Source organism: Noviherbaspirillum massiliense JC206 (assembly GCF_000312045.1).
Lineage (GTDB): Bacteria > Pseudomonadota > Gammaproteobacteria > Burkholderiales > Burkholderiaceae_D > Noviherbaspirillum > Noviherbaspirillum massiliense.
Genome location: NZ_HE978635.1, coordinates 881,458 through 895,206, shown reverse-complemented (window position 1 = coordinate 895,206; position 13,749 = coordinate 881,458). Strand labels below are relative to the sequence as shown.

Annotated in this window: 13 protein-coding genes; 4 read left to right on the top strand and 9 right to left on the bottom strand. The window is 62.7% G+C overall.

Annotated elements, in window-relative coordinates:
- Positions 1-43 precede the first annotated feature (43 nt).
- Genes HGHM_RS19635 through HGHM_RS19615 form a run of 5 tightly spaced genes read right to left on the bottom strand, consistent with a single transcriptional unit; the run spans position 44 to position 6,771 of the window.
- On the bottom strand, positions 44-502 hold the full coding sequence (locus HGHM_RS19635) for a beta/gamma crystallin domain-containing protein (RefSeq protein WP_019143287.1): 459 nt from the start codon (positions 500-502) through the stop codon (positions 44-46).
- 51 nt (positions 503-553) lie between these two features.
- Positions 554-931: a sensory rhodopsin transducer gene (locus HGHM_RS19630; RefSeq protein WP_019143286.1), complete on the bottom strand. Its 378-nt coding sequence runs from the start codon at positions 929-931 to the stop codon at positions 554-556.
- 15 nt (positions 932-946) lie between these two features.
- On the bottom strand, positions 947-3,868 hold the full coding sequence (locus HGHM_RS19625) for an FAD-binding and (Fe-S)-binding domain-containing protein (RefSeq protein WP_245549313.1): 2,922 nt from the start codon (positions 3,866-3,868) through the stop codon (positions 947-949).
- Entirely contained in the window at positions 3,853-4,968 is a 1,116-nt protein-coding gene (locus HGHM_RS19620; protein ID WP_019143284.1) for an enolase C-terminal domain-like protein, read from the bottom strand. Before HGHM_RS19620 ends, HGHM_RS19625 begins: the two co-directional genes overlap by 16 nt.
- Positions 4,969-4,971: 3 nt before the next feature.
- On the bottom strand, positions 4,972-6,771 hold the full coding sequence (locus tag HGHM_RS19615; protein WP_026076219.1) for a thiamine pyrophosphate-requiring protein: 1,800 nt from the start codon (positions 6,769-6,771) through the stop codon (positions 4,972-4,974).
- A 316-nt stretch (positions 6,772-7,087) separates the two neighbouring features.
- Here HGHM_RS19615 and HGHM_RS19610 point away from each other — a divergent pair, with 316 nt between their 5' ends.
- The 3 genes from HGHM_RS19610 to HGHM_RS19600 all read left to right on the top strand — a co-directional run bounded on the left by HGHM_RS19610 (position 7,088) and on the right by HGHM_RS19600 (position 10,466).
- On the top strand, positions 7,088-8,980 hold the full coding sequence (locus HGHM_RS19610) for a glycoside hydrolase family 15 protein (RefSeq protein WP_019143282.1): 1,893 nt from the start codon (positions 7,088-7,090) through the stop codon (positions 8,978-8,980).
- Between the two features lie 114 nt (positions 8,981-9,094).
- Positions 9,095-9,805 (top strand): glutathione S-transferase family protein, encoded by a 711-nt coding sequence (locus HGHM_RS19605; RefSeq protein WP_019143281.1) that lies wholly within the window; start codon positions 9,095-9,097, stop codon positions 9,803-9,805.
- 40 nt (positions 9,806-9,845) lie between these two features.
- Positions 9,846-10,466: a glutathione S-transferase family protein gene (locus tag HGHM_RS19600; RefSeq protein WP_019143280.1), complete on the top strand. Its 621-nt coding sequence runs from the start codon at positions 9,846-9,848 to the stop codon at positions 10,464-10,466.
- 39 nt (positions 10,467-10,505) lie between these two features.
- Here the strand turns inward: HGHM_RS19600 and HGHM_RS19595 are convergent, their stop codons facing one another.
- From HGHM_RS19595 to HGHM_RS22035, 4 genes are all read right to left on the bottom strand, one after another.
- On the bottom strand, positions 10,506-11,033 hold the full coding sequence (locus tag HGHM_RS19595; RefSeq protein ID WP_019143279.1) for a DUF421 domain-containing protein: 528 nt from the start codon (positions 11,031-11,033) through the stop codon (positions 10,506-10,508).
- A gap of 12 nt (positions 11,034-11,045) precedes the next feature.
- Positions 11,046-11,552 carry a hypothetical protein gene (locus HGHM_RS19590; protein ID WP_020693872.1) on the bottom strand — a complete coding sequence of 169 codons (507 nt, stop codon included), beginning with the start codon at positions 11,550-11,552 and terminating at the stop codon, positions 11,046-11,048.
- 209 nt (positions 11,553-11,761) lie between these two features.
- Positions 11,762-12,055 carry a TFIIB-type zinc ribbon-containing protein gene (locus HGHM_RS19580; protein ID WP_019143276.1) on the bottom strand — a complete coding sequence of 98 codons (294 nt, stop codon included), beginning with the start codon at positions 12,053-12,055 and terminating at the stop codon, positions 11,762-11,764.
- Positions 12,056-12,358: 303 nt separating this feature from the next.
- Positions 12,359-12,670 carry a hypothetical protein gene (locus HGHM_RS22035; protein WP_019143275.1) on the bottom strand — a complete coding sequence of 104 codons (312 nt, stop codon included), beginning with the start codon at positions 12,668-12,670 and terminating at the stop codon, positions 12,359-12,361.
- A gap of 362 nt (positions 12,671-13,032) precedes the next feature.
- On the opposite strand from HGHM_RS22035, the gene HGHM_RS19570 reads away from it, so the two are divergent.
- Positions 13,033-13,704, top strand: coding sequence for a paraquat-inducible protein A (locus tag HGHM_RS19570; RefSeq protein ID WP_019143274.1), 672 nt, complete (start codon positions 13,033-13,035; stop codon positions 13,702-13,704).
- Positions 13,705-13,749: the final 45 nt, after the last annotated feature.

Here is a 13,749-nt window from a genome sequence, read left to right as displayed (position 1 = left end):
CAGTACCCCTTCAAATATGTGCAGCGGTCAGACGGCACAAACCTCACTGGCTGCAGCTGATCTTCAGCGAATCGATAGATTGCGTGAACTGCAGACCCTTGCGCAATTGCGGTTCCTGGGTGCCGGGCTTCAGGGTCGCCGCCTTGTCGCGGAAATCCTTGCTTTCATAGACGACTACCGTGGCCTTCGGGCCGATCAGGATGCTTTCCGTCCTGTGCTTCCAGTTGGTGCCAACCGGCGTGTGCAGCGACTTGAGTTCGATCGGTCCCGCGATCGTCAGGTCGTCCACACCCTTGAAATCCGGTTGCGGAAACAGTCGCACCCAGCAGCCCTTGGCCAGAGTGGGATCGGTGCGCACCTCGGTCGGCGCGATGATGATGAGCGGCGGCACCACCGGTGCGGCCAGGTTTTCATTTGCGGGTTTCGCCTTGCCGGCGGCATGCGCACCGCCCAGCATGGCGCACGCAAGGATGGGAACGATCGTCAGCCGTGGGTTGAACATGGAGCCTCCTTTCAATGAACCAGGGCGCGGCATGCGGCCTGAAGCCGCAGGTCATGCATCGCTCGAGTAAGCAACGGTCGAGAGCAAGGCCAGCTCGGCCTGGCGCGAATCGAGCCGGGTATGCTGCACCACCACCGGCACATCGGACTCGATGACGCTTGCATAATCGACGCCGTGCGGGATCGGTTCCGGATCTTTCAGGTCGTTGAAGCGCAAATGCAGGGTGCGCTGCGCCGGCACCCTGGCGCGGTACGGCCCGGCCGGTTCCCGGTCGTTGAAGAAAACGGTGATGGTGATGCTGGCATCGTTGTCGCCCGCGTTCAGGATGCAGGCCGCTTCATGGCTGACCAGTTCGCGGCTGTCACCGGTGCTGGCCGGCGGAATATAACCCTCCGCAATCGCCCAGCGCAGTTTTCCGATGGCTTGCATGTTCTTCCTTCTTGTTCACGGATGTTGGTCGATGGCACGCTTCAATACCTGGGCCAGGTGCAGCGGTTGCGCGGAAGTCGTCTGCAGGATCTGTTCCCGGCAGCTGAAGCCGTCGGCAATGACGAGTTCGTCGGGAACGGCGGCACGCACCGCCGGCAGCAATACCCGTTCGGCGCAGCGCATCGACACCTCGTACTTGTCGGCCTCGAACCCGAAAGAGCCGGCCATGCCGCAGCAGCCGGAATCGAGCATCCGGAAATCGAGGCCGAGTTTCCTGAGCACCGATTCCTCCGCATCCATCTTCAGTACCGACTTGTGATGGCAATGGCCGTGCACGATCGCCCGCTGCGCAATTGGCGGGAAGCGGAAATCGCCGGCCTGCTTGTCCAGGAATTCGCTCAGCATGAAGACTTGCGCCTGCAGGCGCTTGGCCTGCTCGTCGTGCGGGAACAGGTTCGGCAACTCATCCCGGAACACCGAGACGCAGGCCGGCTCCAGGCCGACGATGGGGGTGCCGTTGCGGATGTCGTCACCCAGCGCATCCATCACGTGCTGCAGGTAGTGCTTCGCATGGTCGAGCATGCCGAATTCGTACAGCGGCCGCCCGCAGCAGAGATGCACCTGCGGAATGCTGACGCGAAAGCCGGCATGCTCCAGTACTCTGACTGCGTCTTTCGCCACTTCCGGATGGAAGTAGTTGTTGAAGGTGTCGGGCCAGAGCAGGATGCGCGTGCCGCCCGGCTGGGCCGAGGGCCGCTTGCGGAACCAGGCGCCAAACGATTGCGCGGCGAAGGGCGTGATGCGGCGCTGCGGCGCAATGTGTGCGAGCTTTTTCGCCAATGTCGAGAACGGCGGCTTTTGCGTGAGGAAATTGGCGAATCCGGGCATGTGCGAGGCCATCCGCGCCCAGCGGTCGATCATGCCGAAGGCATAGGCATTGAAGGGGCGCAGGCGGCCATCGTAATAATGCGACATGAATTCCGCCTTGTAGGTCGCCATGTCGACGTTCACCGGGCATTCGCCCTTGCATCCCTTGCAGGACAGGCACAGGTCGAGCGCTTCATGCACCGATTCATCCTTCCAGCCGCCGCGCACCACCTCCCCCTTGACCATTTCGAACAGCAGATGGGCCCGGCCGCGCGTGGAATGCATTTCCTCGCCGGTGGCCATGTAGCTCGGGCACATCGTGCCATGCTTCTTGCGGCATTCGCCCACGCCGACGCATCGCAGCAGGGTGCGCGGGAAACTGCCTTCGTCCGAGGGATAGTGGAAATGCACCGGCAGTTCCGGCGGCGAATATTCGGTACCCAGTCGCAGGTTCTGGTCCGGCCGGTAGGCATCGACCACCTTGCCCGGATTCATGCGGTTCAGCGGATCCCAGATCTGCTTGAATTCACGGAAGGCGCGCATCAGCTCGTCGCCGAACATGATCGGCAGCAGCTCCGCTTTCGACTGGCCGTCGCCGTGTTCGCCCGAGATGGTGCCGCCCAGGCTGACAACCAGTTCCGCTGCTTCATGCAGGAAGGCGCGGAAGGTCTTGATGCCTTCGGCTGTTTCCAGTTCGAAGTCGATGCGGGTGTGCACGCACCCTTGGCCGAAATGGCCGTACAGGTCGCAGCCATAGCCATACTTGTCGAACAGGGCGCGCAGCTTGCGCAGGTATTCGCCGAGCTTTTCCGGCGGCACCGCAGAATCTTCCCAGCCTTCCCAGGTGATCGGCTTGTTCGGCACATGGGCGGTGGCGCCGAGGCCCGACTCGCGCACCTTCCACAGCAGGGTTTCCACCGGCGGATCGTCGTACAGCTTCATCGACGGTGGATGGTCGACCTTTTTCAGCGTCTCCATCGCCCGGCGCGCCTGGTCGTCGGAATCCTTCTTGTCGCGCCCGCCGAATTCGACCAGCAGCCAGCCGCCGCCGGGCGGCAGCAGGTTCACATCCTGCGGATGCAGATGCACCGCCTTCATGTCGTCGATCAAGCGGTCATCCATGCCTTCGAGCGCGATCGGCTTGTGCTGCATGATCTCGGGCACATGGTCGCCCGCCTCGTACACGTCCCTGTAGCCGAGCACCAGCAGCGAGCGCGCCGGCGGGTTGTCGAGCAGACGCACCTTCGCTTCCAGCACCACCACACAGGTACCTTCGGAGCCGACCAGGGCGCGTCCCACGTTGAAACCATGCTCGGGCAGCAGCGCTTCCAGGTTGTAGCCGGAGACGCGGCGCGGAATGTGCGGGAAGCGCCCGCGGATTTCGTCTGCGTACCTGTCGCGCAGCGCGAGCAGGTCGCGGTATATTTCGGCGCGCCGGCCGGTGCCGGCGCCTAGTGTGCGCAGGTCTTCCTCGCTGGTGGCGCCCACTGTCATGCGCACGCCATCATAGGTCAGGACATCGAGCTCGACGATGTTGTGCACTGTCTCGCCGCCCATCACCGAGTGCGGGCCGCAGGAATTGTTGCCGATCATGCCGCCCAGGGTGTTGTGGGTATGGGTGGCGGGATCGGGCGCGAAGGTCAGTCCGTGCTTGCCGGCGGCGTCGCGCAAGTCGTCGAGCACCGTGCCCGGCTGCACCCGCGCCGTCTTGGCCTCCGTATCGATTTCCAGCACATTGTTCATGTACTTGGTGAAATCCATCACCACTGCCACATTGCAGCACTGGCCGCACAGGCTGGTGCCGCCGCCGCGCGAGAGCACCGGCGCACCATGGCGGTAGCAGATGCGCACGGTTTCAATCACATCCTCGACACTGCGCGGGATCACCACGCCGATCGGCACCTGGCGGTAATTCGAGGCATCGGCGGCATACAGGGCCCGGCTGCCGGCATCGAAGCGCACTTCGCCGCTGATCGCCTGGCGCAGCTGAGCTTCCAGGGCGGCCACGTCGCGTACGCCGCCAACCGGCGGTGCCGCCATCTTCCGCGTATCGACTAGATTCTGTAGCATTCCGCATCCCTTTCCCTGAACGCGATCCCGAGTCCGGGTCGGCTCATGTCCGGCGCCAGCCCGCCGTGCTCGGAGTGAATGGCGCCGTCGAACAGCATGTGTTCGATGCGCACATGGTCATGGAAATATTCGAGGTGGATCGCGGGCCTTGCCGCGCAGCACAGCGGCAGGTGCAGCATCGGCGCGCAATGGCTCGACAGCGGCACGTTGTACGCTTCGCACAGCGCGGCAACGCCGAGCCAGCCGGTGATGCCGGCGCAGCGCGTGGCGTCGGCCTGCAACACATCCACTGCGCGCGCCTCCAGCATGCGCCGGAAGTAGGGCAGGTCATAGCCGTATTCGCCGGCGGAAATCGCCATGCCGGGTGGACCCTGGTCGCGCAGCAGGCGCAGACCGTCGAGGTCGTCGGATGACACCGGTTCTTCGAACCAGGCGACACCGAAATCACGGAAGGCGTGCGCGAAGGCCAGCGCCTGCTTGCGCTCGTACGCGCCATTGGCGTCGACGAACAGTTGCGGCGCGGGGCCGATGGCTTCGCGCGCGCTGCGCACCCGCTCCAGGTCGCGCTCCGGCTCCGAGCCGATCTTCATCTTCACGCGTGTGATGCCGCATTCGATCCAGCCATGCAGCTGCTGCCACAGCTGGGTGGAGGAATAGCTGGTGAAGCCGCCGCTGCCATAGACGGGAATCGCATCCCGCGTCTTGCCGAGCAGGGCTGCCAGCGGCAGCTCCAGCAGCTTCGCCTTCAGGTCCCACAGCGCCGCGTCCACTGCTGCAATCGCCATCGAGCAGATGCCGGGGCGGCCGAGGTTGCGGATGGACTTGACCATCTCCAGCCAGCAGGCATTGGTCGCCAGCGCGTCGCGGCCCGCATTGTGCTCAAGCAGCAACGGCGCCAGTCGGTCATGGATCAGTGTGGCGGTGGCGCTATCGGCATAGCCGTAGCCGATGCCGCGCTTGCCGCCGCCCTCGAGCTGCACCAGTACCATCGTGGTCGAGTTCCAGGCCAGGGTGCCATCGGCTTCCGGCGCGTCGGTCGGAATCCGGTAGGCGGCCACCGACACGCTGTGCAGGGGCACACTGGATTCCCGGGTGGACATGATTCATCCCTTCTTGTCATCCGGCGGGAACAGGGTTTCCCATTCCTGCTTGATCGACTGGGTGATGATGCCGGTCGCGTCCGGATCGCCATGCATCAGGGCTGACAGATAGGCCTTGGCCTGCTTGCCCGAGACATGCGGCGGCAGCGGCGGCACATTCGGATCGGTGACCATTTCCAGCACGGTCGGCACCGTGGACGACAGCGCGCGGTCCCAGGCCGGGCCGATGTCTTCGGCGCGGTCGACGCGCAGGCCCTGCAGGCCGAGCAGGTCGGCATAACCGGCATACGGAATCGCCGGCAGCGCCTGCGACGTCGTGAATTTCGGGTCGCCTTCCATGGCGCGCTGTTCCCAGGTCACCTGGTTCAGGTCGCCGTTGTTCAGCACCATGATCGTCAGGCGCGGGTCACCCCAGTCCTTCCAGGCCCGCGAAATCGTGATCAGGCCATTGATGCCATTCATCTGCATCGCGCCGTCGCCGACCATGGCAATGACGTGACGGTCCGGATGGGCATACTTGGCGCCGATCGCATAGGGCACGCCGGGACCCATGGTCGCGAGGCCGCCGGACAGCGATGCCATCATGCCGCGCCGGATCTTGATATCGCGTGCATACCAGTTGGCAGCCGAACCGGAATCGCAGGTGAGGATGCAGTTGTCGGGCAGGCGCGGCGAAAGTTCCCAGAACACCCGTTGCGGATTGATCGGATTGGCCGGGCTCATGGCGCGGCCTTCCAGCACCCGCCACCAGCGCGCGACATTCTCTTCGATTTCCTTTTGCCAGCTGCGGTCCTGCTTGTTGCGCAGCATCGGGATTAGTGCGCGCAGGGTTTCGCGGCTGTCGCCGACCAGGCCGAGTTCCATCGGATAGCGCAGGTTCAGCATGCGGCCGTCGATATCGATCTGGACGCCGCGCGCCTGGCCTTCCTTCGGCAGGAATTCCGAATAGGGGAAGGCCGAACCCACCATCAGCAGGGTGTCGCAATTGTTCATCATGTCCCAGCTCGGCTTGGTGCCGAGCAGGCCGATCGAGCCGGTAACGAAGGGGAGATCGTCCGGCACCGCGGCCTTGCCGAGCAGGGCCTTGGCCACCCCGGCGCCGAGCAGGCGCGCGACTTCGATGATTTCATCGGTGGCATGCAGCGCGCCGGCACCGACCAGCATGGCCACCTTGTTCCCGGCGTTCAGGACGTCCGCTGCGCGCATCAGGTCGGCCTGTGCCGGCACCACGTGGCGCGCGGTATAGCCGATGCCGGTATGCACGGTGCCATGCTCGCGCGGCGGCGTTTCCACCGCATCCAGTTCCTGTACATCGTTGGGAATGATGATGCAGGTGACGGTGCGCTGGTCGCGTGCGATGCGCACGGCGCGGTCCACCAGCTGCCGCGCCTGGTCCGGCACGATGAGCGTGTGCACGAATTCGTGGGCCACATCCTTGAACAGCGACATGAGGTCCACTTCCTGCTGGTAATCGCCGCCGAGTGCGGCCCGCTTTTGCTGCCCGACAATCGCAACCACCGGCTGGTGATCCATCTTGGCGTCGTACAAGCCGTTGAGCAGGTGAATCGCGCCCGGTCCCGAAGTGGCGAGGCAGACGCCGACTTCGCCGGTGAACTTGGCATGCGCGCAGGCCATGAAAGCGGCGAGTTCTTCGTGCCGTGCCTGCACGAATTCGATGCCTTCCTTCGTCCGGCCGAAGGCACCCATGATGCCGTTGATTCCGTCGCCCGGGTAGCCGAACACGCGGCGGATGCCCCATTCCGACAGCCGCTTGAGCAGGAAATCGCTTACGGTGCTTGCCATATGTCCTCCGCGGATCTTGTCCATTCCATACCCGCGGATCACGCATACAGCATGCCAAATGCATTTGTTCGAATATAAATTGGCGGGCGGGAAATGTGACCGGAAGTTGTAGCGGGATCGCGGCGCGCCAGATTAGCTATGCAAGCGGGGGCCGGGCGAGTTCGTGGTAAGCATTACCGCAGTCCGGTAAATATTGCAGGAGCTTCGTTCGGACGCGCCGTGTGGGCATGCAACTTGTGATGCGGCGCCAAGTCTGATTATTTCCGGGGTCCACGTATGAAGCCGGGCGGCATTCCCGACCGGCGACGCCCATGCCATGAACAAGCCGCACCTGGAACGATATCCGCCCATTGCCGACTATGCCCTGATCAGCGATTGCCATTGCACGGCACTGGTATCGCGCACCGGCTCGGTAGACTGGTGTTGCATGCCGCGCATGGATGCCGACAGCTGCTACGGGCGCCTGCTCGACTGGGACAAGGGCGGCTTTTGCGCCCTCCACCCGGACCAGGAGGATTACGCAGTTACCCGCAAGTACATTCCGGGCACCATGGTTGTAGAGACGCATTTCACGACCGCGCAGGCGGAAGCGAAGCTCTACGATTTTTTCATCATGGAGCCCGATGCCGAGAAGCAAACGCTGGACAACCATGTGCGCATCGTGGAAGGCCTTCGGGGCACCATGGCCTTGCATCTGGAAATCTGCCCGCGCTTCGACTATGGCGAAATCATTCCACGCATGCGCGGCCATGGCGGCGGCATCTATACCGCAACCGGTGGCAACAAGGGGCTGGTGATTCAGTCCGACATCGAGCTGCAGGTGTTCGAGCACCGCGATCTCGAAGCCACCTTCACCGTGGCAGCCGGCGAACGAAAGCACCTGCTGGTGCGCTTCGAGGCGCCGGAGCGGGTCGACGAGGCGGCAAAGACGGAAAACACCCTGAAGGATGCGGATGCCTATCTGGCCCAGACCACCCGCTGGTGGTCGCAATGGACCCGGCATGCGCACGCCTACGACGAACTCGATCCCCAGACCCTGCGCTCGGTGGTCCTGCTCAAGTCGCTGATGTACGAACGCACCGGCGCAATCGCGGCCGCTGCCACCACCTCGCTGCCGGAATCCATAGGCAGCAGCCGCAACTGGGATTACCGCTTCAGCTGGGTGCGGGATTCCGTATTTACAGTGCGCGCCCTGTACGGACTCGGTTACCACGATGAAGCCTCGCGCTTCCTGCAGTTCATCCAGCGCACTTCGGCCGGCAGCGCCGAGCAGCTGCAGATCATGTACGGCGTCGATGGCAAGCGGCGGCTGACCGAGATCGAACTGGATTGGCTGGAAGGCTACCGGCAGTCGCGCCCGGTCCGCATCGGCAACCGGGCATCCGAGCAGAACCAGCTCGATGTCTATGGCGAAATCATGGAAATCGGCTGGCTCTGGCATTCCAGCGGCCATCCGATCGACCGCCATTACTGGGACTTTCTGGCGGACGTCGTCAATACCGTGTCGGGAAAATGGCACCAGGAAGACCATGGCATCTGGGAGTTTCGCGGTCGGCCGCGCCACTATGTGCATTCCAAGGCCTTGTGCTGGGCGGCGGTGGACCACGGCATCAAGCTTGCGCGCAGCAACGGCTTTTCCGCACCCGTCGAGCGCTGGGAGCAGATCCGCAACGAGATCGGCGCGGCGATCGAGAAGCAGGGTTACGACGACAGGCGCGGCGTGTTCATCCAGGCCTTCGACAGCGACTACCTCGATGCATCGCTGCTGCTCCTGCCGCGCACCGGCTTTGTCGCCTACGACGACCCGCGCATGGTGCGCACCACGGATGCGGTCTGCGCCACGCTGGACCATAACGGACTTCTGACCCGCTACGACTCCCCGGACGGTCTGCCGGGCAAGGAAGGCGCTTTCCTGCCTTGCACCTTCTGGCTGGTCACCTGCCTTGCCTACCAGGGCCGTATCGACGAGGCATGGCAGTACTACGAGCGCGCCATCCACTGCGCCAATGACGTCGGCCTGTTCGCGGAAGAATACGACATCGAGCAGCAGCAGATGCTTGGCAATTTCCCGCAGGGCCTGACTCATGTCTCCCAGATCGTCGCGCGTGCAGCGCTGATGTCGGCCCGCAGCACATCCGGCCACTCCTCCATCGGCCGCATGGGGCGCGAGCAGGCGGCTTCCGACCATCACGGGACGAAAGGCAGCTGAGCACCGGGCCCTGCTCAATGCCTGCCGGCGCGTAAACGGATTCCGCCCGGCCATGATTTAATACCAATCCATTCCGCTGAAAAGCGCGCCCTTCCATACCCATAGGAAAGCTCGATGATCGACCTGTACACTGCCGCCACGCCCAATGGCCACAAGATTTCGATTGCGCTGGAAGAACTTGCCTTGCCCTACACCGTGCATGCGCTCGACCTCTCGAAGGGAGAGCAGAAACAGCCGTGGTACTTGAAGATCAATCCGAACGGCCGCATCCCCGCCATCGTCGACCGTGACGCAGGGGATTTCCCGGTGTTCGAATCGGGCGCGATCCTGATCTATCTTGCGGAAAAGACCGGCCGACTGATGCCTGCCGATGCCAAGGGACGTTCGCAGGTGCTGCAATGGCTGATGTTCCAGATGGGCGGCATCGGCCCGATGATGGGTCAGGCCAATGTCTTCTTCCGGTATTTCCCGGAAAAGATCCAGCCTGCGATCGATCGTTACCAGGGCGAGAGCAAGCGCCTGTTCCGGGTGCTGGACGGGCATCTGAAAGAGCATGAATACCTGGCCGGCGATTACTCGATTGCCGACATTGCCAACTGGGCCTGGGTGCGGACCCATCGCTGGTCGGGCGTCGAGATTGACGACTTGCCGAACCTCAAGCGCTGGCTCGATGCCATTCGCGCCCGGGCGGCGGTCCAGAAGGGCATCACCATTCCGCCTTCTTCCATTGACCTCGGCAGGGACGGCGAGGAAAAGGCGCGGCAGTTCGCGGAAGAGGCGCGCAGGATGGTCGAGATGGGCCAGTCGCGGCGGGGCGGCGTCTGAGTCGTTTGCATACATCAACCAGAAAAAACGGGAGACAAGCATGAAGCTGTATATCGCACCGCGCGCACCCAATCCGCGCCGCGTCACCATGTTCATCGCCGAGAAAGGCATGACCGGCATCGAGCAGGTGCCGGTGGACCTCGGCGCCAATGAACACAAGGGCGAGTCGTATCTGTCGAAGAATCCGCTGGCCCGGGTCCCGGCACTGGAACTCGACGATGGCCGGGTGCTGTCGGAAAGCCGCGCAATCTGCACCTATCTCGAAGGCGTGCAGCCGGAGCCGAATCTGATGGGCACCAGTTTTGAGGAACGCGCATTCATCGAGATGGCGGACCGCCGGGTGGAGTTCTACCTGTTCGGAGCGATTGCCAACTGCATCCGCCATACCCATCCCGGGCTTGCACCGCTCGAGCAGCCGCAGTTTCGCGAATTCGGCCTATCCCAGGGCGAGAAGATGCTCGAGGTGGCGCGCTGGCTCGACAAGGAGCTGGCCGCGCATCCCTTCGTCGCCTGCGAGCGCTTCACCATTGCCGACATCACTGCCTTCTGCGCCCTCGAATTCGCGCGCGGTCTGATGAAATTCAAGCCCGGCGAGCAGGGCTTGCAGCACTTGCAGGCATACCGGGACCGGATCGCGGAGCGGCCGAGCGCAGGCGCGTAGTCGGCGGGGCCGGTCTGGCGCCTTCTCCTGACCCGGCGCTCACTTGCTCGCTGCCTTCGGATACTCTTCCAGCACCTTCGCCAGCGCTTGCCGGATGCGCTGTTCGAGCTTTTCATCCGAGTCCGGCTCCATGGGAATGACGGAAATGCCGCCGCTCGGCTCCAGCACGGCGTACTTGATCTGGTCCATCCGTTCCAGCCCCTGGGTGGTGCGTGCCGCCTGCAGGATGTCGGCGTGCGAGACATGGGTCTTTTTCATGCGGTATTCCAGCACCTTGCCATGGTCGACCAGCACCAGCGGCACGCCTTCGGTGATGCGTTCGACGACATACGATTTCCGCTTCAGAACGGACAGTCCGAGGTCGAGCATGACCAGGGTCAGGATCACCGCCATGCCGGTCACCACCGAGTAATCCTCGCCGATCAGGGCATTCTGCGTGGCTTCGCTCATGATTAGCAGAAGGATGAAGTCGAAGGTCGAGATTTCGGAAAGCGTGCGCTTTCCCGTCAGCCGGAACAGGACCAGCAGAAAGAGATAGACGCCCGCGGTGCGCAGAATGGTTTCCATGCTCCTCCTTCCTTATGGATAAACAAATTGACGGAATGCCAGGCGCGGTTCGCTTTCCGCTGCGACCCATCCTTGCAGCGGCCCGACTTCCTGCGGCTTGATCTGGAATGACGCATCCAGCGGCCCGCTGCCATGGGTGTTGAAGACGAAGATCAAGGCCTCCGCACTCGAGATGACCTGTTCCGGCACCGGCTCGACATGTTCGATATCGACCCGCTTCACATAGCCGCTGTCAAGCATGACCCGGACTTTTCCGGGTGCAGCATGCTGGACGGTGACGTGCAGATCATCGGGCGTACGGTGGCGCAGGAAGCGCTGGTATTCGACCTGCACCAAGCCCTGCGCTGATTTCAGGATCGCCTGGCTGAGTGGTCCCTGCCCCAGCACACCCAGCGAAATGGCGACGAGCAGGGCAACCAGAAAAACCCAGGCGATGCGTTGCAGCATCCATTCGCGCCTTTGCTGGACTATGTGAGCAGAAGTGTCGATTGGGTTCAGGAAAGCATCGTCATGCTTCACGCTTGGTCTCCGTCGTCATGTTGCGCGTGTGGGGAAAATCCGGATGCGGCATGCGGAAGTCTGGTGCCGATTTCCGACGCCGCTTGCAGGCATGCATGTTTCGCTGTGCAAATTTCGTGCCTTGGATCAGCAAACGCCTTGCTTTACCGCAGGCGCTTCGAGATGGTTCAGGCCTGGCGAGCTGTCTTCCACCCCGCTATGTGGTGTACTCAGTCGAAGTCGAACAGGTCCCCGAGAAAGCCTTCGCGCTTTTTCTTCTTCGGATAGCCCTGCGGGGATTGGCCTTGCAAAGACGCCGGATGCCCGTATTCCTGCAGCGGGTAGGAATCGTTTCGCGTTTGCCGAGGCGCGGCTGAGGAACCGGGCTGTGCGGAACGATCGATGATCTTTTCGAGCTCGCCACGATCCAGCCAGACCCCGCGGCAATTCGGGCAATAATCGATCTCGATGCCTTGCCTCTCGGACATCACAAGCTGCATGTTCCTGCATACCGGACAGTCCATCGTTCGCTCCTTTTCATGAAAACCAGAATCGACATTGCTCCATGCCTGTGCCGGGAATGCTTGCGAGGAAAGCGCGCAAAAAAAAGCCCTCCGGGGAAGAGGGCTTGAACCCTATCTTTAAAGCAGGGAGGGTACTTTAAAGTAGGAGGAGACAACTGAATGGTAGATGATGAATATCAAAGGTACTAATCACGATTCATGATCTGGATCACAACCTGAGCTTCAGGATATGAATATGGAGGCGATGAAATCATATGTCTCAAGCACATGCGAAAGCGCCGCCGCCTGCGCCATTACATCCGATCACTGCTTCTGCTGAGGTTGTTGCGCGTCCGACTGCTGCTGCGCTTCCCGGGATTTGTTCTGCAGCTGTTCCCCGGCGCTCTTGACCGCTTCCCCGCCTTTTTCACCTGCCTTCTGCATTACTTCACCGACTTTCTCGCCGGCCTTGTTCAACTCCTGCCCTGCCTTGGAAGCGGCCTGGTCGATTTGCTGCCCGGCCTTTTCCGCCGTTCCCTGGCCCGCGCTTTCATCCTTCTTCTGGCAGCCTCCGAGGCCGATCATCAGGACCCCGGCTGCGACTGCAAGCGCGGTGGTATGCATGGCTTTCATCATTCCTTCCTTTCCTTTGCGAAGCTGTCCGCGTGGCTGCGGCGGCGCACAAAATCGGTGAAAGATCAACGGACAGTCCGCCGCTGGCAAAGTTTCCTTCTATTGAGAACACGCAAGAAAAGCGCCATTCCCCGCCAGCCGGAAGGAATCCGGCGGCGCGGCACTGCCCGCAGGTTAATTTCTCTCAAACAGGCGCAACCTTGGGCCACTATGATTGTCTACGCGAAAATCATGCCGTGGGTGCTCGCGCGCCTTTCCGTCGAGAGGGATGGGCATCCGTGACCGATCCTGCGAGCCCGGCTGACGGCGGCGGCATTCAGCCAACCTAACCATCATTCCAGTGCATCTTGTTGAATACATCCAGCATGCAAGCGCAGCAGCCCGGTGAGACTGCAGCGCCTCCGACCCGGCTGGTCGCCTGCCAGCATTGCGACCTGCTCCAGCGCGAAGTGAAGCTGGAGCGGCATAGCGACGCCCATTGCATCCGCTGCGGGGCGCTGCTGTACCGCGGTACCCGCACCCGTCTGGACTGGATGCTGGCAGTGATGCTGGGAAGCGCCCTGCTGTTCATCGTGTCCAACCTGTTCCCGATCGCCGAGCTGGCGGTGCAGGGAAGCTACAACACCACGACCCTGGTCGGCACGGTGCAGGCGCTCTACGACCAGGGCCGGCCGCTGGTGGCGATGCTGGTGCTGGTCACGACCATCCTGATCCCGGGATTCGAACTGGCGGCGATGCTGTACATGCTGATTCCGCTGCGGCTCGGCTGGGTGCCGCCCGGCGTGCCGGCGCTGTTTCGCTTCGTGCTGGTGGTGCATCCGTGGGGCATGATGGAAGTCTTCATGCTCGGCATCCTGGTGACGCTGGTCAAACTGGCCGACCTCGCCACCATCGTTCCGGGAATCGCCCTGTGGTCCTTCATCGGACTGATCATATTCTTTTCGATGGGCTCGGCGGCATTCAGCGTGCGCGACTTCTGGAGCTGGGTGGAATCCAGGAGCCAGCGCCACCCGATGGAGGCAAGGCATGAAAGCTGAGCGGCGGCATGCGCATGCGGGCCCGGTTGCCGCCCGGAGGGAAGC

What these genes read in the sequence shown, in the direction of transcription:
- HGHM_RS19635 (WP_019143287.1), bottom strand. Translation starts at nt 502, where the DNA reads ATGTTCAACCCACGGCTGACGATCGTTCCCATCCTTGCGTGCGCCATG.
- HGHM_RS19630 (WP_019143286.1), bottom strand. Translation starts at nt 931, where the DNA reads ATGCAAGCCATCGGAAAACTGCGCTGGGCGATTGCGGAGGGTTATATT.
- HGHM_RS19625 (WP_245549313.1), bottom strand. Translation starts at nt 3,868, where the DNA reads ATGCTACAGAATCTAGTCGATACGCGGAAGATGGCGGCACCGCCGGTT.
- HGHM_RS19620 (WP_019143284.1), bottom strand. Translation starts at nt 4,968, where the DNA reads ATGTCCACCCGGGAATCCAGTGTGCCCCTGCACAGCGTGTCGGTGGCC.
- HGHM_RS19615 (WP_026076219.1), bottom strand. Translation starts at nt 6,771, where the DNA reads ATGGCAAGCACCGTAAGCGATTTCCTGCTCAAGCGGCTGTCGGAATGG.
- HGHM_RS19610 (WP_019143282.1), top strand. Translation starts at nt 7,088, where the DNA reads ATGAACAAGCCGCACCTGGAACGATATCCGCCCATTGCCGACTATGCC.
- HGHM_RS19605 (WP_019143281.1), top strand. Translation starts at nt 9,095, where the DNA reads ATGATCGACCTGTACACTGCCGCCACGCCCAATGGCCACAAGATTTCG.
- HGHM_RS19600 (WP_019143280.1), top strand. Translation starts at nt 9,846, where the DNA reads ATGAAGCTGTATATCGCACCGCGCGCACCCAATCCGCGCCGCGTCACC.
- HGHM_RS19595 (WP_019143279.1), bottom strand. Translation starts at nt 11,033, where the DNA reads ATGGAAACCATTCTGCGCACCGCGGGCGTCTATCTCTTTCTGCTGGTC.
- HGHM_RS19580 (WP_019143276.1), bottom strand. Translation starts at nt 12,055, where the DNA reads ATGGACTGTCCGGTATGCAGGAACATGCAGCTTGTGATGTCCGAGAGG.
- HGHM_RS22035 (WP_019143275.1), bottom strand. Translation starts at nt 12,670, where the DNA reads ATGATGAAAGCCATGCATACCACCGCGCTTGCAGTCGCAGCCGGGGTC.
- HGHM_RS19570 (WP_019143274.1), top strand. Translation starts at nt 13,033, where the DNA reads ATGCAAGCGCAGCAGCCCGGTGAGACTGCAGCGCCTCCGACCCGGCTG.